This window comes from Deinococcus marmoris, assembly GCF_001949125.1.
Taxonomy (GTDB): domain Bacteria; phylum Deinococcota; class Deinococci; order Deinococcales; family Deinococcaceae; genus Deinococcus; species Deinococcus marmoris_A.
Window position 1 is genome coordinate 1 of the sequence record NZ_MSTI01000007.1, and the last position, 26542, is coordinate 26542.

General features: G+C 62.6%; 20 protein-coding genes. 17 read left to right on the forward strand and 3 right to left on the reverse strand.

Features of this window, described 5'->3' with window-relative positions:
* The 6 genes from BOO71_RS00630 to BOO71_RS00655 all read left to right on the forward strand — a co-directional run.
* On the forward strand, positions 1–413 hold a 413-nt coding region (locus BOO71_RS00630; RefSeq protein ID WP_217694829.1), incomplete at its 5' end, for a hypothetical protein.
* A 56-nt stretch (positions 414–469) separates the two neighbouring features.
* Positions 470–874 carry a hypothetical protein gene (locus tag BOO71_RS00635; RefSeq protein WP_075830065.1) on the forward strand — a complete coding sequence of 135 codons (405 nt, stop codon included), beginning with the start codon at positions 470–472 and terminating at the stop codon, positions 872–874.
* Between the two features lie 74 nt (positions 875–948).
* Positions 949–8172, forward strand: coding sequence for a phage tail tape measure protein (locus BOO71_RS00640; RefSeq protein ID WP_075830066.1), 7224 nt, complete (start codon positions 949–951; stop codon positions 8170–8172).
* A 12-nt stretch (positions 8173–8184) separates the two neighbouring features.
* Positions 8185–9921: a hypothetical protein gene (locus BOO71_RS00645; protein WP_075830067.1), complete on the forward strand. Its 1737-nt coding sequence runs from the start codon at positions 8185–8187 to the stop codon at positions 9919–9921.
* Complete coding sequence (locus BOO71_RS00650) at positions 9918–10589, forward strand: hypothetical protein (protein ID WP_075830068.1); 672 nt, start codon at positions 9918–9920, stop codon at positions 10587–10589. Before BOO71_RS00645 ends, BOO71_RS00650 begins: the two co-directional genes overlap by 4 nt.
* Positions 10573–13170: a hypothetical protein gene (locus BOO71_RS00655; RefSeq protein WP_075830069.1), complete on the forward strand. Its 2598-nt coding sequence runs from the start codon at positions 10573–10575 to the stop codon at positions 13168–13170. The genes BOO71_RS00650 and BOO71_RS00655 overlap by 17 nt, the downstream gene beginning before the upstream one ends.
* Positions 13171–13576: 406 nt before the next feature.
* On the opposite strand, the gene BOO71_RS26615 is transcribed toward BOO71_RS00655, so the two are convergent.
* Together BOO71_RS26615 and BOO71_RS00665 are read right to left on the reverse strand one after the other, a co-directional pair.
* Positions 13577–14215, reverse strand: a complete 639-nt coding sequence (locus BOO71_RS26615) for a hypothetical protein (RefSeq protein WP_139322651.1) — start codon at positions 14213–14215, stop codon at positions 13577–13579.
* A 243-nt stretch (positions 14216–14458) separates the two neighbouring features.
* Positions 14459–15433 (reverse strand): tyrosine-type recombinase/integrase, encoded by a 975-nt coding sequence (locus BOO71_RS00665; protein ID WP_083652814.1) that lies wholly within the window; start codon positions 15431–15433, stop codon positions 14459–14461.
* A gap of 163 nt (positions 15434–15596) precedes the next feature.
* On the opposite strand from BOO71_RS00665, the gene BOO71_RS00670 reads away from it, so the two are divergent.
* The 10 genes from BOO71_RS00670 to BOO71_RS00715 all read left to right on the forward strand — a co-directional run bounded on the left by BOO71_RS00670 (position 15597) and on the right by BOO71_RS00715 (position 24271).
* Positions 15597–17786 (forward strand): hypothetical protein, encoded by a 2190-nt coding sequence (locus tag BOO71_RS00670; RefSeq protein ID WP_075830072.1) that lies wholly within the window; start codon positions 15597–15599, stop codon positions 17784–17786.
* Positions 17783–18199 carry a hypothetical protein gene (locus tag BOO71_RS00675; RefSeq protein ID WP_075830073.1) on the forward strand — a complete coding sequence of 139 codons (417 nt, stop codon included), beginning with the start codon at positions 17783–17785 and terminating at the stop codon, positions 18197–18199. Before BOO71_RS00670 ends, BOO71_RS00675 begins: the two co-directional genes overlap by 4 nt.
* A 33-nt stretch (positions 18200–18232) precedes the next feature.
* Positions 18233–18658 carry a hypothetical protein gene (locus BOO71_RS00680; protein WP_075830074.1) on the forward strand — a complete coding sequence of 142 codons (426 nt, stop codon included), beginning with the start codon at positions 18233–18235 and terminating at the stop codon, positions 18656–18658.
* Positions 18616–19161, forward strand: coding sequence for a hypothetical protein (locus BOO71_RS00685; RefSeq protein WP_139322652.1), 546 nt, complete (start codon positions 18616–18618; stop codon positions 19159–19161). The genes BOO71_RS00680 and BOO71_RS00685 overlap by 43 nt, the downstream gene beginning before the upstream one ends.
* Positions 19161–19493, forward strand: coding sequence for a hypothetical protein (locus tag BOO71_RS00690; protein WP_075830076.1), 333 nt, complete (start codon positions 19161–19163; stop codon positions 19491–19493). The genes BOO71_RS00685 and BOO71_RS00690 overlap by 1 nt, the downstream gene beginning before the upstream one ends.
* Positions 19494–20237: a hypothetical protein gene (locus tag BOO71_RS00695; RefSeq protein WP_075830077.1), complete on the forward strand. Its 744-nt coding sequence runs from the start codon at positions 19494–19496 to the stop codon at positions 20235–20237. It begins immediately after the preceding gene.
* A gap of 110 nt (positions 20238–20347) precedes the next feature.
* Positions 20348–21169, forward strand: a complete 822-nt coding sequence (locus tag BOO71_RS00700; protein ID WP_075830078.1) for a hypothetical protein — start codon at positions 20348–20350, stop codon at positions 21167–21169.
* The gene (locus BOO71_RS00705; RefSeq protein WP_075830079.1) at positions 21166–21594 is read left to right on the forward strand and encodes a hypothetical protein; all 429 of its coding nucleotides are present in this window, start codon (positions 21166–21168) and stop codon (positions 21592–21594) included. Before BOO71_RS00700 ends, BOO71_RS00705 begins: the two co-directional genes overlap by 4 nt.
* A 197-nt stretch (positions 21595–21791) precedes the next feature.
* On the forward strand, positions 21792–23444 hold the full coding sequence (locus tag BOO71_RS00710) for a DNA methyltransferase (protein WP_217694830.1): 1653 nt from the start codon (positions 21792–21794) through the stop codon (positions 23442–23444).
* Between the two features lie 74 nt (positions 23445–23518).
* The gene (locus BOO71_RS00715; protein WP_075830081.1) at positions 23519–24271 is read left to right on the forward strand and encodes a hypothetical protein; all 753 of its coding nucleotides are present in this window, start codon (positions 23519–23521) and stop codon (positions 24269–24271) included.
* Positions 24272–24502: 231 nt separating this feature from the next.
* Here BOO71_RS00715 and BOO71_RS00720 read toward each other — a convergent pair whose 3' ends face one another.
* Positions 24503–24964, reverse strand: coding sequence for a hypothetical protein (locus tag BOO71_RS00720; RefSeq protein WP_075830082.1), 462 nt, complete (start codon positions 24962–24964; stop codon positions 24503–24505).
* Between the two features lie 125 nt (positions 24965–25089).
* Here BOO71_RS00720 and BOO71_RS00725 point away from each other — a divergent pair, with 125 nt between their 5' ends.
* Entirely contained in the window at positions 25090–26526 is a 1437-nt protein-coding gene (locus BOO71_RS00725; protein WP_075830083.1) for an ISL3 family transposase, read from the forward strand.
* Positions 26527–26542 lie beyond the last annotated feature (16 nt).

Consider the following 26542-nt stretch of genomic DNA (forward strand, 5'->3'; position numbering starts at 1 on the left):
CTCCTCCCTTGACTAAGCGCCCCTTTACGCCCTTGCCCCGCGAGATTGAGGATCTGGAACTGGAGGACGGCACAGTGATTCAGGTGCCCTCGCTGCCCTTGCTTCCCCGGGAGCAGGAACTCAAGCAGCGTGACTACGCCAAAGCTGCGGCCCGTTTCGACAGCGCCGCCTCGAAAGTCCTGGCTGCCCTGACGGCCCTGGATGTGTACAGCATGGATGAAGTGGCGCAGATTGCCCAGAGTCCAGAGGGGAGACAGCTCTACGGCCCGGTGCGCGTGACCCGGATCAAAGAAATGTTGGAGCAGCTTCATCAGAAGTGGGTGGGCGCTCCTGACCAGACCCGCACCATTGATGCCGCGCCGTTGCTGGACGTGAAAGCAAAAAAGGATGAACGGGTGCTGGAGCTGAACTGACGCGCCCACATCCGCACCCGCGCCCTGGCACTCGCTGGGGCGTTTATCTTGGGGGCATGACCCTGGACCCTGAGACAAACGCCCGCATTGAAGCCGAGGAAGCCTACCGGGCGCAGGTGCGACGCACGGGCCAGCGTAAGGGCTTCTGGGAATGGGCGGCGGTACTGATCGGGGTTCCAATCGCCGTCCTGGCCGCGCTGGCGATCTGGGGTTCTCTTGCTCCCTCCACGCCTGACTACCAAACCAGTTTTCTGGTGGCCTGCCAGCGCGGCGTGCGCGAAAAGCTCAAGGCCCCATCTACCGCAAAGTTTGGGAATGAGATAGGCCGTGACGTGCTGACGGTGACGAGTGGTTACCGTCTGAATGGGACAATAGAGGCGCAAAACAGTTTCGGTGCGTTGATTCAATCCACCTATCAATGCACGGGCAGCAGCACAAATCTAGAAATAGACATTGAATAGATCGCCTCTCAGGTTCATAACCATTCACGCCGCCCTTCCGGGCGGTTTTTCGTTGCCCTGGAGGTGACTAAACCATGACCAAAGGTCAATCTGTGGGCGGCCTCTTTATCGATACGGGCCTAGATTTGACAGGCATCGAGCGTGATCTTCAGAAGGCCCGTCAGTTTGTTGAGCGTACCAACGGTGTGAAGCTGAACATCGACAACCGCGCGGCAAAGACTGCGATTGAGCAGGTTAAGGCTGATCTGGCTGCCCTCAAGGGAATGTCAGAGCGGGACGCTCAGGCCCGCGCGCAAGCTGCCCGACTGCTGGGGACGGCTTACAAAGAGCAGGCTGGGGCCATCCGGGGCGTGACGGCAGAACTCAAAACCCTGTCAGCCCAGTCGGTCCTGACCGCGCGGCTAGGCGCACAGGCAGACCGCGAGGCGGCGGCGGCAGTCCGGGCACTCGTGACGGCCCGCAAGGAAGCGGCAACACTGGCGGGACGGGCAGGCAACGCCGCAGACCTCGCACGGGCACAGACGGCTTTACAGGGCATCATGCAAACGCTGGGCAAACTCCAGAACACTGGAACGGTGCGCCTGAAGTTTGATTTGACCAGCGTCAATGCTGAGCTGGCCCGCCTCCAGGGCCGCTCGGTGTTGCTGAAAGTCAGCTTCTCGAATTTCGACGCGATCAAGAATGACCTGACCACCCTCAAGGGCATGTTGAACGGCCTCGGCGCGAACATGCAATACCGCGTGACCGTGAACACCACGGCGCTGAATGCGGTGTACACGCAAATCAACACCCAGATCACGGCCCTTCAGAGCCTGATCAGCCAGCTCCGCGCTCTCGGTGGTGGTGGGGGCGGCGGTGGCGGCGGCGGACGCGGTGGGCCGGGCATCTCAGCAGCTAATCGGGCACTCCTGGCCGAGCTGGAAGCCCTGAACAACCAGTGGAAGCGCGGGGACGTAAACGCCGCGCAGTTCGGTTCCCAGCTCACTGCCCTGCAAGGCCGTCTCCGCACGGCGTCTGCCGGGGCCACAGCCGGGACAGCCGACTTCAAGGCGCTGGACGCTGGATTGACCCGCCTGACGGGCAGCCTGCGCTCCATTAACACCGACGCCTTCCAGCGGATCAGGACCGAGGCTGGAGCCATGCGGGCGGCGTTCGACACGGCCACGGCGGGCGTGCGGCGCAATTCCACCGAGTTCCGGGCCGCATCTGCCGTCTATGCCGCCGAAAGTGCGCGGATCACCGCCAGTTTGCAGACGATGGCCCGCAGTGGCAACCTGACCACCACGCAGCTTGGTCAGGTCAACCGCGAGATTCAGCGCCTCGCCCGTGAGCAGAACACCATCCGGGGCGGCATCAATGCGGGTGGCCTGTCCGGCAACATCGTCAACAGCTTCGGGATGCTGCCCGGTCAACTGGGCATGATGGCTTCCCAGGGCGGCGCGGCCATCAATGCCTTCCAGGGCATCGCCTCTGCTGCTGGCCCTGCTGGGCTGGCTGTGGGTGGGCTTGCCCTGGTGGTGGGCGGCGCGGCGCTGGCGGCAACCAAAGCGGTCAACGAGTACGCCAAATTTGAGAAGGGGCTGGCGCAGATCGCTACGCTGACTGACAAGACCACCGCCCAGCTCGGGGACACTGGACGCGCGATCCTGAAGATGAGCGGCGACGTGGGGGCCACCTACACGGATCTCAACGCGGGTCTGTATGACGTGCTGGGTGCAGGGGTCAAGGGCACTGAGGACATGACGGCCAGCCTGGCGCTGCTCAAGCAGTCCGCTGAACTGGCGCGCGCTGGAGCCACGGAGACTGCCACTGCCACCGACGTGCTGACCAGCGTGTTGAACGCCTACAAACTGGAAGCGTCTGACGCCACAATGGTCAGCGATAAACTCTTTAAGGCCGTCGACGACGGCAAGATGAGCTTCTCGCAACTCGCCCAGAGTCTCGGTATGGTGCTGCCCACCGCCAAAATGGCCGGCCTGAGTCTGGACGAGGTGCTGGGCAGCGTGGCCGCACTGACCGCGCAGGGCATCAAGCCGTCCTCCGCCATCGAATACCTGCGCTCGGCGCTGACGAACATCATCAAGCCCAGCATGCAGGCAAAAGAGACCGCCAAAGATCTCGGTATCCAGTTCAATGCCCAGGCGCTGGCAGCCAAGGGCCTCGTGCCATTCCTGCGCGACGTGATCGAGAAGACCGACGGCAACAGCGAGGCGATGGCCCGGCTGTTCGGCGACGTGGGCGGTCTGCCCGCCGTGACGGGTCTGGCTAACGGCAATTTCGAGCGCCTGACCGCCACCCTGGAAGGGCAGGCGAACGCGGCAGGTAAAACGGCGGAAGCCTACGGCAAGGTGGCCGCCACCATCAGCCAGAAATCTGATGAGGTTTCGGCCAAATGGAAGTCGCTGTGGGTGAATGTGGGCGAGCTGTTTGCGTCTACCAAAACCAGCGTGCTGGACGGTATCAACGACATGCTCACGGGCCTGAACGACGTGTTGAGCAAGTTCAATCAGGCGCGTGACCTGAAAAACGGCGTCGGCAAGTCGGATCTGCTCAAGCAGAAGGAGGCCAAGGAAGAGGAACTGGCCACGGCCAGAAGCCAATTGGCGTCTGCGCAGAGCGTGGCGGATGCGCAGCAACGCGCGACGGGCAAAGTGTCAGAGCAGTTCCAGCCCCGTCTGGACGCCCAGAAAGCCAAGGTGGCTGCGCTGGAAGCCGCAGTGGCAGACCTGAGCTTTCAGGTGCAGCAGGAGGCCCAGGCCAACGGCACCTTCACTGGCCCGCTTCAGACCGGTGGCCCAGCGGGTGTGGCCCTGACGGCGGCGGGAGCCGACGCCCTGGGCGCAAAGGTGGTCGAGGCCGGGGCGGGCAAGCTGGGACAGGTCAGCGCCGACAGCATCGTGAATTACTGCGCCCAGTGGGTGCGGCTCGTGCTTGGCAAGGCCACACCAGAAGTGGCAGGCAAGATCAATGCCCTGTTCCAGACCGACAGCAATGGGGACGGCAAAACCGAGGCCACCGATGCCGCCCGTAACCTGCTCAAGGCGGGTTTTGCTCAGCGGTATAGCGGCACGAAAGATCTTCAGAAGGGCGATGTGGTGTTCTACACGGAGAATGGCCAGAATCACACTGGTATCTACATCGGCGACGGCATGGTGCGTGGCAACAACCGCGTGACCTATGCGGCCAACGGTGGCAAATTCGACAAGTATGGCAACCCCACCAGCCCCGGCGTGAACCCCGTGGGCGATGTGGCGATTGGTAAACTGGGCACGCCCAACTGGATCGTGCGTCCCGGTGACATGCTGCCCGTGCTGGGGGCCAAGGTGCCCGAGGTCCGGCCCGATGCAGGAGCAGGCGGAGCCGCGTCTGCTGCGCCGATCAAGGCGTTTGAGACCTACGTTAAGGAGGCCAGACGCATTCTGGATCAGGTGGAGAAGTACGCACCTGGCGGCACCGCGCCCAATTCGGCCAAATGGAACAAGGCCAAAGATGCCCTCAAATCCTTTGGCGATCAGAGCGACATCACGGCCCGAGCGCTGGAATATGCTGGACTGGCCACCAAAAAGGCAGATAAAGCCACCTCCCAGTACGGCCAGACCTTTGACCGTTTGAAGGGCCAGCTCGACATCACGCAGAGCCTGGGCGATCTGGGCCGCCCCTCTGCCGAGATCAGCAAGAATCTCAAAGCCATCAGCACCGATGCCCTGGCTGCCGCCAGTGCCGAGAAGAAACGCAACGGCGAGACGGCGAAGTATCGCGCACTCCTGGATCTGGCCGGAGACGCAGCCAAGAAACTGAAATCCATCACCGACAAGAAGCCCGATCTCACCCCCACCCAGCGCGAACAGCAGCAACTGGCCGAGCGGCTTGCTGCCGAGAAAATGGTGGCCGACATGCGGAACGCTGGAACGGGCCGCCTGAGCGACATCATCAAGGGCGGTGTCCAGAAAGAGGGTGATCTGGCCCGCTGGGACGGCGCGAAGGCCGAGCTGAAGCGCCGCGCCGATCTGGACACCGAAGCAGGCAAGGCGGCGAAAAAGGCGCTGGAGGATAACGCCGCATTGATCGGAAAGTTGGCCGAGGAGACCGCCAAAGCTGCTGTGGAACGCTCCAAAGAGCTGGCCCAGCTTCGCGCCAAATATGCTGCCGAGCGCCGTGACCTGGACGTGCAGGAGGCTGAGGCAGACCTCGCCCGCACGCAGGAACTGAACAAGAAGGAACTGGCCGATTTCAAGGGCACCGCAGCCCAGAAGGTGGCCCTGATCAAGCGTCAGGGGCAAGATGAATTCAACGCCAGCGAACAGGTTGCCCGTGCCACCCGCGACAAGGCCATCCGTGCATTCCAGAACGACATCACCAATCCGAATAAGCAGCGCAACATCGATGCTGCAAACCAGACCTATGCCGACACTGTGGTCAAACTCAGGAACGCCCAGACCAGCGCGGGAAACCAGGCCCTGGAAGACCAGACCAAGGCCATCCAGGATGCCCGCGACGCCTATAGCAAGCTCGCCGATGGGATGCGCGAGAAGATCGCCACGGGCAAGGTAGAAATCGCGGATCTGACCGCTTACCGCGTGGGCATGGATCAGGCCGCAGACGCTGCCACTAAAGGTGGTGTGGCTCAAACCAAATATGTCAAAGGTGCGCGCCAGAGCGCCGAGGCCCTCTATCAGGCGGGCATTGACGCCCAGATCGCTGCCGGAATGTTCGCAGACCTGGGCGACGGACAGAGCCGGGCCGCAGAGGCAGGCAAGAGTTATGCGGTCAGCCTGGAAGACGCCGTGGCGGCCATGCCAGGAACCATCGAAGGCAACGCCGAGTACCTGAAGCTGCTCCAGGACATGGCAAAAGCTGGACAGGTGGCGGGCGGCACGGTGGCCCATATTTCGGACCTGATGCGGGATCAGGCCATCGACGCCCAGATTGCCGCTGGAGCTTACGCGGATGTCGCCGACAGCTATGACCGAGCGCAACGGGCCGCACAGGGCTACGTGGCCACCCAGCAAACCGCGCTAGACCAGATTCCTGGCAGCACCGAGGCAAACGCTGCTTACGTAAAGGTGCTTCAGGACCTGGAATCCGCTGGAAAACTCGCCCCTGGCACGGTGGATGCGGTCAGCCAAGCCATCCGTGATCAGGAGGTCATTCTGGCCAACACCACCGCTTGGATGGAGCGCCTGACCACCGAGGCAGGAAAGACCTCCGACGCCCTGGTGGAGCTGGGCGACACCTCGGGGGCCATGCAGACCTTGCAGGAGGCCCTGGACGAAGCGTGGGCAGCCTCTAACCGGGGCGAGGACGCCGCTGCCACCATCGGCGATCTGACCGACAAGATCAATGCGCTGGCGAAATCTACTGCCCTTACAGATGGATTCAACCTGTTCTTTTCTGGCCTCTCGGGCACCATCGAGGATCAGATTTCACAGGTGGTGGACCAGCTTGATCACGTGACCGATCCGGCGATGGTGGCGCGACTCAAAGCGCTTCTAACTGAGCTGCGCCAAGGCGTGGCCGCCTACGAAGACCCCAGTAAGGCCGGGTACGCCCCCAGCAGCAACGGAGGCGGGTTCACGAACACCCAGCCGGGCGGGGCTGAAACAGCGCGGGCTATCGCTGCTGCTCGTGACCTGACGCCAGCACTCAACACCGAGTTAGATTCCGCAACTCTGGGCGTCGCCATGACGCAGGCAGCGGACCTGCTCGCCTCGGAGGTGGGTCAGGCCCTGCCCGCTGCCACCCGCAAGGCGCTGCAAGACGGGATCGAGAACGCGCAGGCGTACCAGGATGCGCTGGCCAGCATCACGGCAGACGGGATTCAGGACGGCGTGAACCGGACACTGGACGCCCCTGCTGCTCCCACGAATGAATTCACCAAATGGTCCGACACCATCTTCGGGCTGGGCAGCGAGGGCCTGAGCGACACCACCACCCTGAATGCCCTGACCGAATCTCTGGACACCGCCCGGAAGGCAGGGCGGCTCACCGAGGATGACCTTCAGAACCTGCTGAACCTCATCCGGGAGTTCGGATCGGAACCCGACATCAAGCTGACCGAGAAGCTTGACCTGAAGGACATGCAGGACGGTATCAAGCAGCTCACCGAGGATTTCGATTCCGGGAAGATTACAGCCCCCGAATTTGTGCAGGGCCTCCAGCAGGCCGGAACCGAGCTGGAAGGGTTTGCGCAGGCGGCCCGTGAGGCGGGGAACCCTGTGCTGGCCCGGCAGTTCGACGAGCTGGCCGCCAGTCTGCGGGCCATGAATCCTGCCATCGCGGGGGCGCTCCAGGCCATCGGCAAGTTCCAGGAATACGCCGGGTACGTTCAGCAACTCGCTGGGGCCTTCGCTGCCCTGGACGACGGGACGAGCGGCACAGACATCATCGCCAACATCACAGGCATCGGGAACGCCGCCGGGAAACTGGTGGACCTCGCCTCCGATGTGAGCAAGATCCTGCTGAACCCGGCAGACATCGGCGCGTGGGTGGGAGCCATCACGAAGGTGGCCAGTTCCATCGCCGACGCCATCGCCGGATTCAAGAAGGCGCAGGCCGAGGTCAAGAAGCTCAAGGAGGACTTCCAGAAGGACAACCCGCTCCTGAACGGCGGCGATTACCAGAAGACCTTCACCCGTTCGCGCGGCTTCTTCGCTGACGTGTTCGGTGGCGGTCCAGAGGTGGTCAACCAGATCGACGAGCTGGGCCTGACCTTCGCCAAGACCATGTCGGCTGCCTTCACGGATGGCATCAAGGGTGGGTTGAAGGACGCCATCCTCAACAACGACTTCTCCAAGTTCAAGGACAAGCTGCATGAAACGGTGTTCGATGGGATGCTCAATGGCGTCATCGACCTGTTCATCAACCAAACGCTGCTCAAGGAAATCATCGCCCCGGCGATCAAGGCGTGGTCCGACGCGCTGAAGACGCCGGGTACCGAGGACGATGTTGCTGCGCTCGCTGGCATCGACGCCGCCGTGAACCAGGTGGACGGGCTGGCCAGCAAGTTCTATACGGACGTGGCCCCCAGGCTCCAGGGCTACGCCCAGCAATACGGCATCACGGGCACGCCGGACACGCAGGGGGTCAACACCAGCAACCTCAGCACCCTGCCGGAGCCGATCCAGTTCGCTATTGCGACTCCGCTGCTGGAAGGCATGCGAGGGATCAAGGAAGCGGCGGACAGCTTCAAGGGGTCTGTGGGCAGCCTCGACGAAACATTCAGACGTGGAGTAAGGATCGAGGTTTCCGGGCCAGCAGGGACGGGCACCGGCTACGTCAGCACCACCGGGGCACTTTAAGGGAGGTGAACAATGGGCTTAACAGACGAATACCGCTTGGAGGTGCTTTCCCCAGAAGGCACCTTTCGCTTTTACCGGCAGCTTGAGATGGGGCCGGATGAGCTGCGCCTGGACGGTGGCCCCCGCCGCATGGAGGTGCGCGGCAACGGCGATTGCCGTGAAGCCACGTTCGAGGGGGATCCAGTGAGCCTCGGCATTGGCCCGCGTGACATCGTGACCGTCCAGTTCCGCAGCGGCCCAAACGCGATCTGGCGCAACCGCTACGCCGGAGTGGCCGTGGTGAACGGCAGCGCAGACAGCGAGATCGGGCGCTACAAGTTGCAGGGCTTCCGCATGAAACGCCTGACCGAGGTGGAAGTGCGGGGCACTCTGCCTGAGATGGACCTGGGCGCGCAGGTGCGGGAGTTGTTCTTGCAGCTCAATGCCTCTGGTCAACTGGGCATCGACGGGCAGATCGGCCCCATCCTGATCCGCCCGGACGAACCGAACATTCCAGACCTGGACATCACCAGCGCGGCGATTGACGGCAACTTCTGGTCTGTTGCCAAGCTGATCGACGAACGGCTCAAGGGCAGAAGCCGCCGCAGCCAGGTCTACCTGAACGCGGACGGCAGCACCGAGAGCCGGGACGAGAACCCCGACTGGGGCGTGAACGCAGACCGCCGCCCCGTGTTCGGGTATCCGACTGGCCTGCTGGAAATCGATGAGGCCGGGGAACTGGTGGAGATCGACGGCCTGGACGTGGACAGCACCGCACTGGTGACGGACGTGCGCCTGATCTGGGCGCGGACGCTGCAAGCCGGGGCCGTGTACAGCCTGCTGTCCAGCACGGGCAACCTGCGGGACGCCACACGGTACGCAGAGGACCTGGCCCGGGCTGGCCCGCTGACCCGCGAGGTGCCCGTGGCCCCGCATACCTATGGGCAGGCATGGCGCAGTGTGGCCGTGCCCGCCAATGCTGAGCTGTTCCAGCCGCTGGAAGCTCCAACAGTGGGCGTCTCGGTGGCCACAGCCCTCTACCCGGACGGCGTGCCCCCTGGTACGCCCAGCGTGACCGGGGACAGTCCTTTGCTGGCTGATGGCAAGCCCGACACGGCTATCGAGATCAGCGCTCCGCCCGGCGCGCTCGCGGTGACCTACAGCCTGACCCTGGACTACCCCGACACCACCCCGCTTCCCGATGGCTTCGTGCTGGCGGTGGAGGGGGGCAGCGTGGAACGGGTGACCATCAGCGGGCAGGCGGGCGACGATCTGGTGCTGCTGACCGTGGAACGCCCGAACACCACGGCAGGCGGGTTGAACCTGTTCCCCTGGAAACTCCGGGACGGGCGACTCCGAGACCGCTGGAGCGTGGGCAAGCGCCTGTCCTTCACGGTCTCGCAGGCCAGCGTGGCCACGCCCCTGCGCATCAGCGCCGCTGCCCTCATTCAGGCCGACGCAGAGCTGATGCTGGCGACGGCGGGACCGTTGGCCCGGCTGCCCATCCAGAACCCGGCCACGGTTCGGCTGCCTGGCTGGGACACCGATCCTGCACCAAAAATCCGCATCCTGCGCCGGGATCTCGCGGGCAACCTGACAGGCACCCGAGAACTGCCGGTGGACCTGTTCGTGTACGACGTGGACGAGGACGGCGAGCTGTACACGGAGGTGCGTTGTGGACAGAGTGATGACGCCGAGAAACTCAGCTTTGCGGCGGCCATCACGGCGAAAGACCAGACCGCCACGCTGGACGCCGTGAGGGCCGTATGACGGCGCTGGACCTCCTGAACCGTCTGCCCCGGCTGCTGCCTGACAGCACGCCTTCCGAGGCGCTGCCGCCCGCGCTGATTGTCGGGGGGTTGATCTATCTGGCTTCCGAGGGGCCATCCCCTGTATCAGCGCACCGCGATCAGATCAAGGTGCCGCTGAACACCACCGCGCGCCAGACCGCCAGGGGGGTGACCTGGGCGAGTGGCAGCCGCAAGCCCAAACCCGTTCAGATGCAGGTGCGTTTCCGCGTGGAGGGCATCAACGCTTTCGACGTGGGCACGCGGGCTGCGCGCTGGCATGCCCTGGCTCTGGCGGCCACCGGGTTTGCCGAGGGGGCCAGCAGCGTGGCCATCCGGGCCGTGATGGATCACGAAGAACCTTACGGCGAGGGGAATGCCCGTGCCTTCTCAGTGACCTATCTGCTGGCTGATCCGCTGTGGCGGCTGTATCCAGGCGATCCCTCGCCTCAGCCCAACCCCATCGCGGGTGTCGCGGGCAATTACCCACTCGGGCTGCTGCGCGTGACGGCAGTGGAGGACGGGCTTTACGAGGTGGAACCGCTGGCAGGCGTGGGGTTCGGCGCGGAATCGGGCCGGACGTACAGCTACCCAGACGCCACATTCACTTACAGCCATCTCCTGGAGGTCATCGATGACGAATCCCAGTAACAGAAAGCGTGTCGTCACCGACGATGATTTACAGGTTCTCGACGCCCATATCGCCTACTCGAAAGCCCAGGCAGACCGGGCGGGGGCTGAAGCCGACAAGATCGGGCAGTTCGTGGGGGATGCCCAGGTGGTGCTGGGGGAGCTGGCCGATCTTCAGACCGATATCGCGCAGTCGCAGGCCAACGCCCAGGCCGCACTCGCCAGCATCGCCATCAGCACCGCCCTGGGCAAAACCGTAGCCAACGCTGCCGCCGTAGGGACGGAGTGGGCCGCTACCCCGGTGGGTAATAACCTTACTGACGCCGAGACGGGCGACGTTTACCTAAAAATGATGGCGGGCAGCACCCCCAGTCTGCCGATTTTCAACCTGCGGGACAACAGCGTAGGGACCATCGCCGCACTCCGCACCAACCCAATCCGCAGGGCTAACGCCACCATCCGAGTGCGTGGCTATTACGCCCCAGGCGACGGCGGCGGCGGCGTCTACATCTGGCAGGAAGGCAGCTACCCGGCAGATGACGGCGGCATGTATATCCGGCACGCGACGGCCACGAATGGTTATTTCTTGTATCAAGCAGCCAGCCCCGGCGTGATTAGCGTGGGTGTCTACGGCGCACTCCCGGTCAATGACGCCACGAAAGGCGGCGTGCGGATCAACATGGCCGCGCAGGGCGTCAAGAACCGCTGGGAGCGCGGCACGTTACTGTTTACGTCCGCCCTGAACGCCTACTACACCGACACGGCGATCATCTGGATTCCGGGGTTTACCCTGCGCGGATCAAGCTGTGACGCCACCGCAGGCGCACAGATCAAGCTGGCCCCCGGCGCACCAGCGGGAACAAATACCATCCAATCGAGCAGTTGGGCCAACAAGCTCGGTGGGGACTGGCTGCACTACGCCCGCCTCGAAAACCTCGTCATCGACGGCAACAAGAGCCAAAACTCCAGCGGCGGGCATCCGCTGGCCGTGTGGCAGTTGGGCGAAACCTGCGTGATCCAAAACCTGCTGGTGAAGAACGGGCGAAAATCAAACATTCGCACTGAGGGGGTTCATGCCCCGCACCGCATTGACAACGTGACGAGCAACGGATCAGACGAATACGGATTTGATCTGGCAGGCGGCGGCGCGTGCGTGGGTTCCGTCTATGGCCCCAGCGGCGACAACAACCAACTGGGCCTGATGAGATTCAGCGGGACCATGACCTTCTCGGTCTATGACGCCAAATCCGAGGCCAACCTGGGGGCGCTCTACCAACTGGAGTACACCGGACTCTGCACCCTGAACATTTTCGGCGGCTACACCAACTCCAACGGCTCAGACGCCGTGTTCAGGATTGGCGCTGGCTCGATCTGCCCGATCATCAATGTGTTCGGGGCACGGCAAAACGGCGCGGCCTACTGGTTTCGCAACCTCCCAGAGCCTTCCAAGGACGTGCTGGGGCCGGGACGCACGCACTACACGGGCAGTTACAACAGCGATGCCTTCCATGTGGGGAACGTGCATTTTAGCGGCGTGATGACCCAGGGCGGCTCACCCGATGCCCCGGCCATCAGCCGCACAGTGGGAACAGGCAGCCCGGAAGGTGTGATCACCGCCAATCCTGGCAGCGAGTACACCCGCACAGACGGCGCACTCGGGACGCTCAAGTACCTCAAGGCCACAGGCGTAGGCAAATCCGGCTGGGTGCTCTTGGGGGATGAGGCAGTCGCGGGCCAGCCGAACCCGGTCTACACCTCCGTCACGGCCAAACCCGTTGCCGCCGTGAACGACATGCCGTACTCCGATGATTTTGTGGCGCAGTGGACCGTGGACGGCGGGCAGACCGTGACTGCCAACAGCACAGACCGCAAAGGGCCAAGCGGCGCGTATGACACCACCAAGTTTGTCATCACCTCCGATGCCGGGTCCACCACGGGCGCGGGCCGGAATGTGGTCATCAACGCCACGCAGGCTGTGGTGTGGGCGCTGGTCAGCGTGGGAACGCAGATCGGAACCACCCCCTTCCGGTTGCGCCTGAGCGACGTGACCGCCAGCAACGTTCAGCGCGGCGCAGTGGGATGGACCTATCCCAGTGACGAGACGCCCACACTCAAGCCCCTGGACGGGAACGTCAACTATGGCAACGCCGCGCAGGGCAGCATCAAGCTGGGAACGATTGACGGTCACGACTGGCACATCCTCTGGATGCTCGTCACGGGGCTGACCTCTGGCAACACGCACAACCCGAAAATCAACGTGCGGTACACCGGACCTACCTCCATCGGGCAAACGCTGTTCGTGGCCCGCATCGGGATTCAGGCCGGGGCGTCTGCGCTCTCGATGCCAGGGGTGTTCGTCAAGACGGGTGCGGCAGGTGTCGCCACCACGAGCAGCCCGTTCTCCACGCTGGACGGCAGCCTGTACCCCAAACCACTCAAGGCGCTGGCGCTGACCAGCACAGTCCCGCCCAACACCGCAATCGTGGCGGCGGCAGCTTACGATCAGGCGGTCTTGACCTCGTTGATTGCGCGAGTGGAGGCGTTGCGAGTGCGGGAAGCAGAACTCGAAACCCGCCTGCGGGACGGGGGGCTACTCGCATGACGCAGACAGGAGGACGCATGGAACGGTGTAATACCTGCCCTCACTGGGGCGCAAAAGACCCTGTGATGAATGATGCTGGCGACGAGGATGTGAAAACCTGCGCCCTAACCACCACATCGTATGCGGGTCCAGATGGTGATGGTGAAAACGCTTGGGCTTTTGCCGAAAGCGGGGACGAGGCTGTGCTATACACCAATGCCGAGTTTGGCTGTACCGAGCATCCGGGGAACCAATAGCACACAGAATCGGCCAGCAAAACAGCCCCCAGATGATTGGAGACATTTCATATAGGGAGCGCACCTTGATCCTAACCGCGATGACCATCGGCGTTCTATTTGCGGCCCTGGTCAGTGCCTTGATGATCGGCACCGGCCTCGCAAAAATGCTTCCGCCTCGACCCCTTGCGCTATTTCCCCCCTGGTTTTTGCTGGGGATGGGAGCCTTCATGCTGTTCTGGAGCTTCCTTCAGATGTTCTTTGAGAAGTTCTGACTGCTGTCGCAGCAGATCATTCCTCTCTTGATCAAGTTGGAATGATCGATCCGAACTTCTCTGAGCTTGCTCTGTCTGCTTCTGGATTGCAGCAGTTTGTTCTCGAATAAGCTGAATGATTTGTTCTCCCTGGACCGAAGCGCTGTCCGAATTCAATTGATTTTGAAGAAAGGTGAATAACCCAATAATAAAGGCAAGTAGTACAGCCAATTGCCCTTCATTGAGTTTGTTAATTTCAGGCGCAAGTTCAGGCAAAACTTTAGCGATTGCTTGCTGAGTAGCCTTCTTACTTCGTCCGTTCAACTGGAACGGCGAGAGGACGGAGGTGATAATCGCTAAATCAGCTTTCGATATGCCCCCTCGTGGAACAGTCACATTTCCACCTGAAACACTTATTGTCAAACCATCTGCAATTAAGGGGCCGGAACCTCCACAGTTCGGGCAAGGCCCGAAGACTATATTTGAAACTCTCATATCGTCGCCGTCATCGGGTATTTCCATTACTGACGGGAAAATAGTCCCGCAAGCATTGCAGCGAGCATTCATAAAAGGCATAAGGCTCCAACGCAGACCGCATTTGTTTCCGAAGTACACTAAATCACCGCGATCCAGCAGCCTTCGGGCGGCCCAACCACACCCCCGCATTGGCGTGCGCGGGGTGTTCTGCTGAGGCTACCGCATCCGCTGATTTCTCCCGATACGTTCAGATGTCGGGTTGAAGATCAAGCCGAATATCGGCCAAAGAAAGCCAAAGAAAAGCGCCCAGGAATCATCTCCTGGGCGCTGCTGATGTCGGGGTTAGTCCGCTGCGTCCTCTGCCACGTCCCAGCTCTTGAGCGCATCGGTGAGCTTCGTGCTGCTCAACTTCGCATAGGTTTCTGTCGTTGAAATGCTGCTGTGCCGCAGATGCCTCGCCACCACGAAGATGTCGCCGCACTGGTCCAGGAGCAGCGTGGCCGCCGAGTGCCGCAGACCGTGGACGTGGCGCTTCTCGTATTTGACCCCGGTGCGGCTGCACAGACTCCGCAAAACCAGCCGCACGGTCTTCTGGTTCTGCCAGGCCAGCACCGGCCCTTCCCTGTCCTCCTCCGGCACCTGGGCCAGCGACTCGGTCAGCGCTGCGGTGAGGTGAACCGTCGCCGTCTTCCGGCCTTTGCCGGTCACCACCATCACCCGCTTCAGGAGGTCAATGTGCTGCCACCTTAAACCGATCAGCTCAGACATCCTCAGCGCCCCATGCGCGCCCAGGAGCAAGAACCGCGTTTCGTCCGCGTCCGCTAGGGCGAGCAGGGCATTGATGTCCTCTCGCGAGTACGCCTCCCGCTTCGTCCACTTGTCCTCAGTGTCATGGGCGCGAGGGGTGTCGGCGAAAGGATCACCTTCCAGCACGTTGGCCCACCGCAGGGCGCGGTACAGGGCGCGGGCGGCGCTGCGCCTGGAGTTGATGGTGCCGGGCTTCATCCCCTGCCGCTCCAGCCCCCGGATGTAGCCGATGGTCAGGTCCGTATCGTGTTCGGTCAGCCGCTTCCAGCCGAGGGGCAGCGCGTAGGCGAGATAGGCCCGCACGCCAGTCGTGTACCCGCGCATCGTGTGCGGGCTGGTGTGCGCCCCGCCGCGCCCGTAGGCCAGCAGGTTGTGCATGGTCAGGCTGACGAGCAGATCGATATCGCCACTCTTCAGCGCCTTCCTGACCGTCTTCTCCCGTTTCTCGCGGAGCAGGGTGTCCCAGTCATAGGGCATGGACTCCGCCGGAGCGGTTGTATTCTCTTTCATGCTGTGCCTCCCGTAAGGCGTAGGTGGCCCTGGGTGCTCTAACACCGCGAGGGTCTACTCATTTAGCTTGACGACTAACGCATAGCCTTGTCAACGTCCACAACAGAATTTATGCAAGCCCCTACAGAAATGTGGGGGCTTTGCTTTGGCCATTGGAGGCCCCATGTCCTCAATCGCACGTCTGCTGGCCCTGCTCGCGGGCATTCGGCCCGGCTCTGGTTCAGCGCCGCCGCCTCGGCCCACCATCCTGTTCACCGGCGCTGCTGGCCCTGTGACCGCCTCGCCTTATCCGCTCGCTGTCGAGCTGAGTGACAGCAGCAACACGGCGCGGGTGGATTTCTTCAAAGGCACCGTGCAGATCGGCCAGCGCCTGTCTGCCCCCTATACCTGCCCTGCCGAGCTGACTTTCGTGGACAACGGCGAGGTCCAGTTCCGCGCGGTGGTGGTGGACAAGCAAGGCAATCCCCGTGAGGTCAGCTTCAAGATCGACGTTGCCATCGGCGTGCCCGACACCACCGCACCCGTCCCCCTCCTGACCGCCAGCTCGCTTAACTTCACTGCCGACGGCACCCTGACCCTGAACGCCAGCGGGACCGATGCGGGCGGCGCGGTCACGCTGCTGCTCACGCGGGACGGTACGGCAATCACCATCCCCCCCGGCGGCGAGGTCACCGAGGGCATCACGCGGTCCAGCAACGGCACGCACGTCTACCTGCTCAGGGCCACCGATGCTGCTGGCAACTTTGCCACCACCACGCAAACCGTCACCGTCGCCATCCCGCTGCCAGGAGCAACCGTCGGCGTGAGTGCTTCACCCGGCAGCGTGACCACCGCAAGGCCGCTCGCCCTGGGCGCAGTGGCCACCCCTCCCAGCGGTCTGACCATCAAATGGCTGGATTTCTACCGGGGCAGCGTCAGCCCGGCCAATTTCATCAGCCGCTCCAGCAGTCCGCCTTACACGGCCACCACCGATGTGACGGCTGCGGACAACGGCACCCTGACCCTGATCGCCATCGCCACCGACAGCCAGAACCGAACGGCGCAGGGCACAACCAACGTCACTGTCGCCATCTCGGGAGGCACGCCGCCGCCCACGCCAGACCCTGCCCTGTATGTGGAGCCGGACCCCAGCACGATCACCTGGAGCGCGTTTGTGGTCATCAACGATGCCTACCTGGACGGCCTGGGCATTGTGCCGATTGTGGGCGGGCCGGATGCTGGGCGTTCACTGGTGACGGGCCTGACCGCGCGCACGCTGGTCAAGGGCCAGTGCGCCATCTACGTCAACACCACGCGCCCACTGCTGCTGACGCACAGCACGGCCAGCGCGCCTTCAGGCAACACCACCGGGCAGGCCGCCATCGGCAACGCGGCCTACGGCCTGCCACCGGGCAACACCGTCGCGGTGGACGTGGTGATCCGCGATTGCAGCGTCATCACGCCAGGGCTGGATCTCGCAGACGGACAGCGCGGCGGCGGCATCCTGTTCGAGTACGCGAAAAACATCATCGTCGAGAACTGCAACTTCAACGGCGTGGGCATCAACCTCCAGACGTGCTGCTGGGGCGGTGGCACCTTCCGGGCCGAGCGCAACCGCTTCCGCAATATCGACGGACGCTTCCGGGACCGCAGCTCGCCCAACGGGTTCTCGCTGGGCGGTGATGGCGTGGGCTGGTACCGCGTGCAGGCGGTGCAGCTCGACAAGGTGCGCGGCGTGGCAGGCATGTCGATCAAGGACAACTGGGTCACCAATCTGCCCGGAGAATCCCGCGTCGAGGACAACATCAACACCTACAAATCGGGCGGCACGTCGGCCAGCCCATTGATGATTGACCGCAACCTCATCGACGGCGCGTATGACACGGTGCCCAGCAATATCTACTCGGGTTCGGCCATCGTCATGGGCGACGAGGGCGGCGAATACACCACGGCGCAGCGCAACACCGCCGTGCGCACCTCCAACACGGGCATCAGCATGTCGTCCACCAATTTCGGCAAGATCATCAGCAACCGGATCGCGCAGACCGGCTTTGCGCCGGACGGGTCTCGGGTGGACCAGAACGGCGCGAACATTGACGTGGGCATCTATGCCCGCAATTACGCCAGCAACTTCTTCATGGACAAGACCACGAACATCGTGGACGACAACGATGTGGCCTGGGCTGCGCCGCTGGCTGGACAGCCAGGGCGCAGGCTGGACTTCGGCTTCAGCGACAACGCCACCGAGGGGCCGATTGGCAACCGTTCGTACACGGCGGGGGCGGTGCCTGAGTCCCTGATCACCGACTGGATCGCCGATCACCTGGCGGTCTGGGCGGCGGCAGATGTGGTGGTGGGGCGGCGGGTGGCGTGAGGTGGCTGCTGGTCCTCCTGCTGTGCGCTTGCGCGCCAAAACTGCCCCCAGATTCCCCAACGGTCTGGGGGCTTTCCTATACCGCCATCGAGGTTGCACCGGGCAGCCTCGCACCCCTGGCCGCCACTGCTGGCCGGGGTGTGATCCGCATCGAATCCGGGCAGGTCAGCACGCGGATGGTGGCCCATGAGGTCACGCACCTGTGGCAGCAGCGCCATTACCTGATTCCCGCCGCGTTCCTGGGAGCCGCCTGTCTGCGCCAGCCCGCCTGGAACTGCAACGCCCTGGAAGCACACGCGGACGCGGTAGGTGAGGCAGCGGTCATGGCCGGCTGTTCCCCTGGTGATTTCGGCTGGCCAGGGTGGGCACCCACCGACTGCCCGTTGCCGGACCCGCTGGCCGTCCGTCCCTGAACCCACTCCCCACCTTTCTAGGAGGTGATTCCCATGCGAACTTCTGTGCTGCTGCTGGCCCTGCTGGCTGGGGCAACCCATTCTGGAGCGTTGCTCAACAGCATTCCGCCCACGCCGCCTCTCTTTGCCTTCGCGGCGGCCTCCGTGCCCGACTGCCACCTGAACGTCTTCCCCGATTACACCCTGGGCTTCGCCTATCAGGCATTTCTTCAGCCGTCCAGCGACTGCCTGTTCACGGTCAGCCTGCGGGTCCGCAAGACCAGCACCATCAGCCGCAAACGCAACGGTGCGCCGTACCAGCCCATCATCCCGGACGGCAGCGCCCGCTACGGCGGCGTCTATTCCTGGACCCTGGGCAAGTACGGCGGCACGGTGCCCAGGCGCGAGCTGTGGACCTCCTATAGCTGGAAGTGGCAATGGTTGGACGGCGAAGTCTGGCGGGACGGCGTGGAACCGTGAGGGCGCGCTGGCAACGGCTGCTCTCGGGTCCGGCAGGGATGGTCCGGGCGATCTGGATGTGGATTCAAACCTTCTTCGGCCATCGCCCCCAGTCCGCCCTGCACTGGGTCACGCTGGCGGTCCACCTCGGCTTCGTGCTGACAGTAGTGCTGCGGCCCTACCTGCCCTACATCGTTGGCAGCTTCAACGCCTTTGATGACGTGCTGCCCTGGAAGGTCTGGGGCTGGGTGGCGGGGACCATCGCGCTCTCTCTTCTGCTGGTCAAGCCAGGAACGGGCTGGTCTCAGACGGCCCACCTGTTCTCCAGCGCGTACTTCTTTCTGGTGGCATCCGTATTCGTGACCGGCAGCGGCCTGACCACCAGCTATTTCACGTATTCCTCTCTGGCCATCGGTTCGCTGTGGCTGCTGCTGCGCGACTTCCGGGACTGGTTCCCACGGCAGCAGTGGGTCAAGCGACTGGTGGACCACCCGCCCGCCTGGATCAAACGGCGGGAGGGCTGATGCCAGATCAGGAAGTGATTCTGAACGCGATCAGCAAGTCCCCGCTGTTCGGTGGTGCCGCCGTGTTGATCTGGGCCATCGGGTACCTGCTCAGCCAGTGGCGGGGCGGCAAGGCCAGCGTGGCCGAGAAGGAAAGTCTGAGCGAGCGCCTGGAGCTGGTGGAAGGGCGACTGGCGAAGGCCGAGAAGAAGCTGGAGCGCGTGATGAGCCGCTTCTACACCGTGCTGGGCCAGCGCAACGACGCGCAGAACTATGCCCGGCTGCTGGAACAGATTTACAGCCACCAGCCGCCGCGACAGTGGCCGGTGGATCCACCTCTGGAGGACGAATAGATGTACCTGAACGCAAACATGATCGCCGCCGCCCGTAAATGGGCGGCGTTTTACATCGAGGCCGAGCGGCGCGTCGGTGTGCCCCGTGACCTGCTGGCGGCCCTGCATTACCGGGAAACCGCATTCGGGGCCAGCACGGGCCGGGTGGGGGGCATTCTGCAATTTGATCCACCGCTTTCTTCTGCCCGTGTCCGCGAGTACGGAGCTGCATACGGCATCACCGATTTGACAGACCCTGAGCGAGATCCCCGTACCGCTGTCCTCTGCGCCGCTGCCTTCGTGCAGGCCAAGCTCAAGAGCGCTGGCCGCCCCGCTCTGACCCCACTCTCCAGTCTGGCCGACTGCGGCTATGCGGCCTTCCTGTACAACGGCACCGGCTACGGCAGCGTGGCGAACAGCCCGTATGCCAGCAACGATCCGCAGAACGGCGTGCAGATGCGAATTCGGGGCACCGTGCCCAGCCTCGCCAATCCCGCCATCCGCGTTCGGATCGATCAGCCGGACACCCGGCCCGGCGTGCTGGCGGTGATGCACGAACTGCGAGCGCGGGGCGTGCTGGGCAGCGGTGTGCCCGTCGTACCCCCTGTACTTACGGCCCCCTCTGCCTTTCCCGGCTTGATGGTGCCGGGTCCCAGCGGGTTCGAGTCTGCCAGTCAGGCGCAATACACCTTCCCCTATCCCACCGTCCTGGGCTTCTCCGGTGGCCGCTGGTTTGTCCGGCCCGCACGGGCGGACGAACTGTAAAGCCAGCGCGCAACAAAGCAGCCGAAATAGATCCAGGACCGCGCAACTGGATTGCCCTCACTGCTGGCCCGACTGCGCGCGGGCCATTTCTCTTCCCTCTGGAGGGACACATGCTGAAACGAATCGTCGAACAGGTGATCAACATCCTGCTGTTGCTGCGGGCTTACGCGCTGTGGGTGCTGGCGCTGGCGCTGCTGGCAGGCGGGTACGCCTTCGCGCAGGGGAGCGACATCCTCCCCACCATTGACCCCATGAGCTGGGGCACGTCGCCCTTCAAATTCGGTGGGTTCATCCTGCTGGCCATCGCGGCGATCAAGCGGGCCAGCGAGCAACAGCAGTTCAAGAAGTACGGCCAGATCACTGGCAACCCCTGGGTGTGGCGCGGGCTGGCCCTGCTGCTGGGGATCGGCGGCGCGTTCGGACTGAGCATCGCCAATTACGGCGCAGAGCTGGTACTGTTCGGGCTGGTCTCGCCCTGGACCACCGTGCTGTTCGGGGTGGCCTCCGCCCTGGTGGCAATGGGCGGGCGCGATCTGCTCAAGCAGGCCCTGGGCTGGATCGGTGCCCCAAACCTGCCCGGCGCACCCGTAGACATGACGCCTCCCGCCACCACGGACCCTGCGCCGCCTTCCGGGTTTGAGAACCTGCTGCCCGCCGGATTCACGCCAGATGCCGTCCCTGCACAGGCGCTGCCCTTCTTCGGGGGAGCCATTGGCAGCGCAGTGGTGGAAGCCACGCTGGGTTCGCTGCTGGAAGGCGTGTTGAATCAGCTCCATCTGCCCGCCACGGCAGACAACATCGCCCACCTGGCGCTCAAACTGATCAAGGTCTTCCCTGATCTGGCGGACGGCGACTTTCATCTGAACTGGCGCAACCGCGCCGACATCCTGGATGCAACACAGGAACTGCTGGCCGCTGGAGGTCTGAAATGAAGTACCTGGCAATCATCCTGGCCCTGACCCTCTCCGCCTGCGCGCCTGTCGCCCAGGTTCTGCAACCCGGTGAGAAGGCCACACTGACCCAGCAGGGCCTGTCCCTGGTGGTCACCAATCCTGGCCCGGACGCCTTGACTGGCGATCCCTCTGTGGCGGGCGACGGCCCAGCCCTGAACGTGCGTGGGGTGAACATCAAGCCGGACGCTGGTGCCGCTGCGTGGTGCGAGGAGGTCAAGATCGACGTCGGTATGCGCTGGCGGTGCGGCCTGCCCGAGATTCCCTTTGACGCGGTCCGCCTCACGCCGCTGAGAATCACCTTCGTACCCAACGATGCCAGTCTGGCGGCACAGATCACGAGCGCCTCGCTGGCGGCCTACCGGCCCAGCAAAGGCGCGGTCCCCGTGGTGGTGTACGCAAGGTAGCGGACAACTCAGGCGATCTGACAGCCCCCACCTTCCTGCGCTTCGGCTTGGGCGGGTGGGGGCTTTTTGCTGGTGTAAGAGTTTTTTAAGAGCCAACCCCGTAATTTTCCCCGTACAGAACGCTGTGAATCCCAACCACGCCACCTGGCAACTGGATGGGGCAGGCGACTGCTGTCACCCAGTACTGGAGGCTCAGCGTGAAATTTCTCTATCACGGCGACAACTTGACCGTTTTACGTGACGAGATTGCCGCTAGCAGCATTGACCTCGTCTACCTGGATCCCCCCTTTAATTCCCAGGCGGGCTATAACATCCTCTTCAAAGACCATAAGGGTGACAGCAGCGACGCCCAGGCCTTCGCCTTCAAAGACACCTGGGTCTGGGGCGAGGAAAGTGAACAGGCCATGCAGGACCTCCTAGTCCGGTATGGAGAACTAGCAACGTTCTTAGACGAGACAGTGCGGCGTCTGGGCAAGAACAGCCTCAGCGCCTACCTGGTCATGATGGCCGTCCGCCTCGTGGAACTGCACCGGGTACTGAAGCCCACTGGCAGTTTCTACCTGCACTGCGATCCAGCCGCCAGCCACTACCTGAAGATCGTGCTGGACATCATCTTCGGCGCTCAACAGTTTCGCAATGAGATCATCTGGAAGCGCAGCAGCGCGCACAACGACAGCAAGCGCTGGGGTGACATTCACGACGTCATCCTGTACTACGTCAAGGGGAAGAAATTTACCTGGAACGCTGTCCATACCCCCTACGACGAGAAGTACGTCCAGCAGTTCTACCGGCATGACGACGGGGATGGGCGCGGGCCATATCGCTTGAGCGACATGCGCAGCCCCTCGCCACGTCCCAACCTGATGTATGAATGGAAGGGCTATCAGCCACACGCCAATGGCTGGGCGTACAAGCCCGAAACGATGCAGCGTTTGCACGACGAGGGGCGAATCCACTATCCCCCAGACAAAACGAAGCGGCTGGCCTTAAAGCGTTTTTTAAGAGAGATGCCTGGAGTCTCCATTCAGGACGTCATCACAGACATTGGTCCGCTCTCTTCTCAAGCTCAAGAGCGGCTGGGCTATCCCACCCAGAAGCCCGTGAGTCTGCTGGAACGCATCATCCAGGCCAGCAGCAATCCTGGCGACGTGGTGCTGGACCCGTTCTGCGGCTGCGGCACCACCATCAGCGCCGCCGAGAAGTTGGGGCGCGCCTGGGTAGGCATCGATGTCACCCACCTGAGCATCTCCCTGATCAAAGAACGACTCAGGACGGACCACCAGTTGCTGCCAGGCAAGGGATACGAGGAACTCTCGCTTCCCATCGACAAGGCCGGGGCTAGGTTCCTGGCTGAGAACAATCCCTTCCAGTTCCAGTTTTGGGCCGTCCATGAAATTGGTGGAACCGCGTTCGGGGCGGTAGGCGATGACCGGCGCGGGAAGAAGGGGCCGGACCGGGGTATCGACGGCCAGATCTTCTTCCGCACGCCTACTGGCGGCAAGATCGAGAAGGTGATCATCAGCGTCAAGGCGGGTCACAACATTGGACCAGCCATGGTCAGAGATCTTCGCGGCACAGTGGAGCGGGAGGCTGCTGCCATCGGGGTGCTGCTGCTCGCGCATGAGCCAACAAAAGGCATGATTCAGGAGACCGCTCAGGCAGGCTCTTACGAATGGGAGGGGCGGACCTTCCCGAAACTGCAGATCTTGACGGCGGCGGATGTGATCGACGGTAAACGCCCGCAACTGCCTGCTGGCTCAGTCAACGTAAGTCTGGAACGCAAACCGGCGCAGAGCCTGACGGGCAAGAAAGGGAAAGATAAGGGAGCGACGCCGCTGTTTGCTGATTAGATACATTTTTGCGGCAAGAGAACCGCACAGATATCGAAGGTCGAATAGATCATGAATTCTGCTATAAGCAGGCCATGTTGCAGCTTCCCGACGTTCCTTTTGGCGACCTAGAGATATGGCTTTTCGACACTGATGAGGGACGATCCGTTCTATATCAAGCCATCCCGATATTTCTAGAACAGGTGCAGGGGATCGCTCACACTCCTGCGGGACAGGAATTGTCACGGCTCCAGCAGGAGCCTACTTTGGACGACAAGATGGCCAAGCAAGCAATGACCCTAATCCAAATGATCCGGCTTGCGTATCACGAAGCTTCCCATGTCGCCGCATCCCATCTCTTTTTAACAGAGGATCAATACATAGTGGGTGAAGTATCTCTTCCAGGTGGGCCGGACCTGCTTGAAGATCATGATGCGGCAGCAAATGGATATTTGCGCGATGGCCCTCAGCAATTGGATTACGTATTGACCACTTATATAGCCCCCGAAACGATGGAGCCGACACTAGAAGTTTTCCGCAAAGGCAAGCTGCATCGTACTGGTGGAGACATGAGTTCAGGAGACTTGGAGGCGATGGCAGACGTCAAGAGAAAATTTGAAGTCGCTAGTCAGCAACAAGGTTTTCTGATGGATAGTAATGAAGCAGAAACAGAAGCGCGATCCCATCTTCAGTTACATCGCACTGTTTTGAAGGATGCGACGGGACTCGTGGCTGGGATTATATTAAACGGCATTGTTGAGGGTGATCTTAAGATACTTGCTGAAGATCTTGAAAAGACTTTAAATTCGCGTTTTCGGCGTGGAGAATTAATTTCTTTAGGGGATTAAAAAGGTGGTTGAACAAATTAGTCATTTGGTCAGTCCGATGACCTCCCCTCCCCTGCTGAGCGGACGGCCCTCGCGGATTACCTGGGCTGCCACGAGGAAGCCCGGGCTGCGGCCTGGGCCGCGTGGTGTGCCGAGTTGAACCCACTGGACTGGGATCAGGCGGAGTACTGGCTGGACGTGGAATTCGTGGAACCTTGCCCGGAGCATCAACTCTGACCCACCAGTAGCCCATCAGTTCGGAATAGCAGCCTCCCTGCCCCTGGCCGCCTCCACCTGGTTGCTCAGCGTGTTGACCATGATCATCCCGTGCATGCGGGGATAAGGACTCCGTGCGCCGATCATCAGTCCCGTCAGGAGTGCCCACAGTCGCTGAACGGGTGCCTCGTCATGCAGCATCTCGATGACGCCGATAAGGACAGGGTGATCCCTGTACGTCTCCAGAAAAGCGGTGGCGACAGGCGTTTCCTCCTGGATTCTCGCCCAGATATGGCACTCCAATTCGTCCAGAAGGGCACCGTCGTCTTCGGCGGTCCCAAGGGAGAGCTGTCCAGCGGCCAGGCCGCCCGTCACGCACAGGACTTCGGCGCTCCGCCCTTCAAGCATCAGTTCGACGATTCGCTCAAGTGCGCCGAACTGATGGGCTTTTTGGAGGGCGGGAATGGTGAACGTGGGGGCGGGTGACGTTTCGCTCATTGCGTAATTCTATCAACGGAATAAGGTCAATCCCGCCCGAAAGCCCTGGCCAGTGCAGCCGCGCCCCCTGGCACCCCGCCTCATTCCTGTATCTAGGGTGTCCAGAAGGACAGTAAGCTCCTCCAGTGTCGGAATTCTGCGTCCTCCAGGCTGATGAGCTACCCACGCTCGCCCTGCCTGGCACGCGGGTCATAGAGGGCCGATACGGCAACGAGCTGGGCCACAGCCTGTACGTCTTGAAAGTGCAGCACACACCACGCCTGAACGCCTGTCCCAAATGCGGAGTGTTTGGGGACTTGATCCGCTTCAGCCGCATCGAACAGCATCTCGCCGACACCCCCATCTACGCCGCACACGTCCGGCTGGTGATCGAGCGGCAACGCTACCGCTGCAAGAGCTGCGGGGCCACCAGCCTCGAACCCCTGGCGTGGGTCCACCCGGACCGCCAGGCCACCCGCCGCCTGGTGGAGGCCATCGAGCGCGACTGCCTGACCCTGAGCAACATCCAGACGGCCCATATGTACGGCGTGGACGACAAAACCGTCCGCAACATCCAGGACAATCTGGTGCAGCGGCTGGAACGCAACGCGAAGTTCGAGACGCCCGAATGGCTGGGGATTGATGAGCTGTACATCGGCGACACGCCGCGCGCCGTGTTCACGAATATTGGCGACGAAACCCTGATCGAGATGCTCGAAGACCGCAGCAAGGCCACCATCATTACCTTCCTGCGCACCCTGGACGCCCCCACAGTGCAGGCCGTGACCATCGATATGTGGCGGCCCTACCGGGACGCCGTCCGGGAGGTGCTGCCCCACGCGGCGGTGATCGTGGACAAATGGCATGTGGTGCGGCTGGCGAACCATGCCCTGGAGCAGATTCGCAAGAGTTACCGCAAAGGTCTGGATCCCGCGCAGCGCCGTCGGATGCGCGGCAACCGCTACACACTCCTCAAGCGGCGCAAGACCCTGACCGAAAAGGAGGTCCGGGACATCGAGAACTGGCGCGGGGAGTTCCCGGACCTGATCGCCGCCTATGAGCTGAAAGAACGGTTCTATGGCGTGTATGACGCCAGCACGGCGTTGGAGGCCCGGCGCAGATACGCCCGCTGGCTTGCCAGCGTTCCCGAATCCCTGCGGATCAAGGGCGGGCCGTGGCATGAGCTGGTGACGGCCATGAGCAATTGGGAGGGCGAGATCATGGCGTATTTCGAGTATCGCCTGACGAACGCCTATACCGAGAGCATGAACCGGGTCATCCGCGATATTGATCGCAGTGGACGCGGCCATTCCTTCCGCGTGTTGCGGGCGAAGGCGATCTTCGGGCAGGAATTCCGGGCGAAAAGCAAACTGGCCAGCCAGTCCAAACGGGCGAGGCGGGCCTTTGACGAGGATGCCCACCAGTATCTGGTCCACCTGGGCGAGCTGAGCGAGTGGGCCACCACCCGGAGGGAGCCGTCCAGCGATCTCATGTATGGAGCGGACCTGCACCTTGTGGCCGCTTATCTTCACGAGCAGGCCAGGCGGGCGCACAACCGCCACGGCGATTACTGGCAGTGGTAACAACAGGACTTTCCGG

Excerpts from the sequence above, each read along its gene's own strand:
- BOO71_RS00645 (WP_075830067.1), top strand. The coding sequence starts at position 8,185 with ATGGGCTTAACAGACGAATACCGCTTGGAGGTGCTTTCCCCAGAAGGC.
- BOO71_RS00695 (WP_075830077.1), top strand. The coding sequence starts at position 19,494 with ATGTACCTGAACGCAAACATGATCGCCGCCGCCCGTAAATGGGCGGCG.
- BOO71_RS00715 (WP_075830081.1), top strand. The coding sequence starts at position 23,519 with ATGTTGCAGCTTCCCGACGTTCCTTTTGGCGACCTAGAGATATGGCTT.
- BOO71_RS00655 (WP_075830069.1), top strand. The coding sequence starts at position 10,573 with ATGACGAATCCCAGTAACAGAAAGCGTGTCGTCACCGACGATGATTTA.
- BOO71_RS00685 (WP_139322652.1), top strand. The coding sequence starts at position 18,616 with ATGGTTGGACGGCGAAGTCTGGCGGGACGGCGTGGAACCGTGAGGGCG.
- BOO71_RS00635 (WP_075830065.1), top strand. The coding sequence starts at position 470 with ATGACCCTGGACCCTGAGACAAACGCCCGCATTGAAGCCGAGGAAGCC.
- BOO71_RS00650 (WP_075830068.1), top strand. The coding sequence starts at position 9,918 with ATGACGGCGCTGGACCTCCTGAACCGTCTGCCCCGGCTGCTGCCTGAC.
- BOO71_RS00680 (WP_075830074.1), top strand. The coding sequence starts at position 18,233 with ATGCGAACTTCTGTGCTGCTGCTGGCCCTGCTGGCTGGGGCAACCCAT.
- BOO71_RS00665 (WP_083652814.1), bottom strand. The coding sequence starts at position 15,433 with ATGAAAGAGAATACAACCGCTCCGGCGGAGTCCATGCCCTATGACTGG.
- BOO71_RS00640 (WP_075830066.1), top strand. The coding sequence starts at position 949 with ATGACCAAAGGTCAATCTGTGGGCGGCCTCTTTATCGATACGGGCCTA.
- BOO71_RS00690 (WP_075830076.1), top strand. The coding sequence starts at position 19,161 with ATGCCAGATCAGGAAGTGATTCTGAACGCGATCAGCAAGTCCCCGCTG.
- BOO71_RS00705 (WP_075830079.1), top strand. The coding sequence starts at position 21,166 with ATGAAGTACCTGGCAATCATCCTGGCCCTGACCCTCTCCGCCTGCGCG.
- BOO71_RS26615 (WP_139322651.1), bottom strand. The coding sequence starts at position 14,215 with ATGCCTTTTATGAATGCTCGCTGCAATGCTTGCGGGACTATTTTCCCG.
- BOO71_RS00700 (WP_075830078.1), top strand. The coding sequence starts at position 20,348 with ATGCTGAAACGAATCGTCGAACAGGTGATCAACATCCTGCTGTTGCTG.
- BOO71_RS00670 (WP_075830072.1), top strand. The coding sequence starts at position 15,597 with ATGTCCTCAATCGCACGTCTGCTGGCCCTGCTCGCGGGCATTCGGCCC.
- BOO71_RS00720 (WP_075830082.1), bottom strand. The coding sequence starts at position 24,964 with ATGAGCGAAACGTCACCCGCCCCCACGTTCACCATTCCCGCCCTCCAA.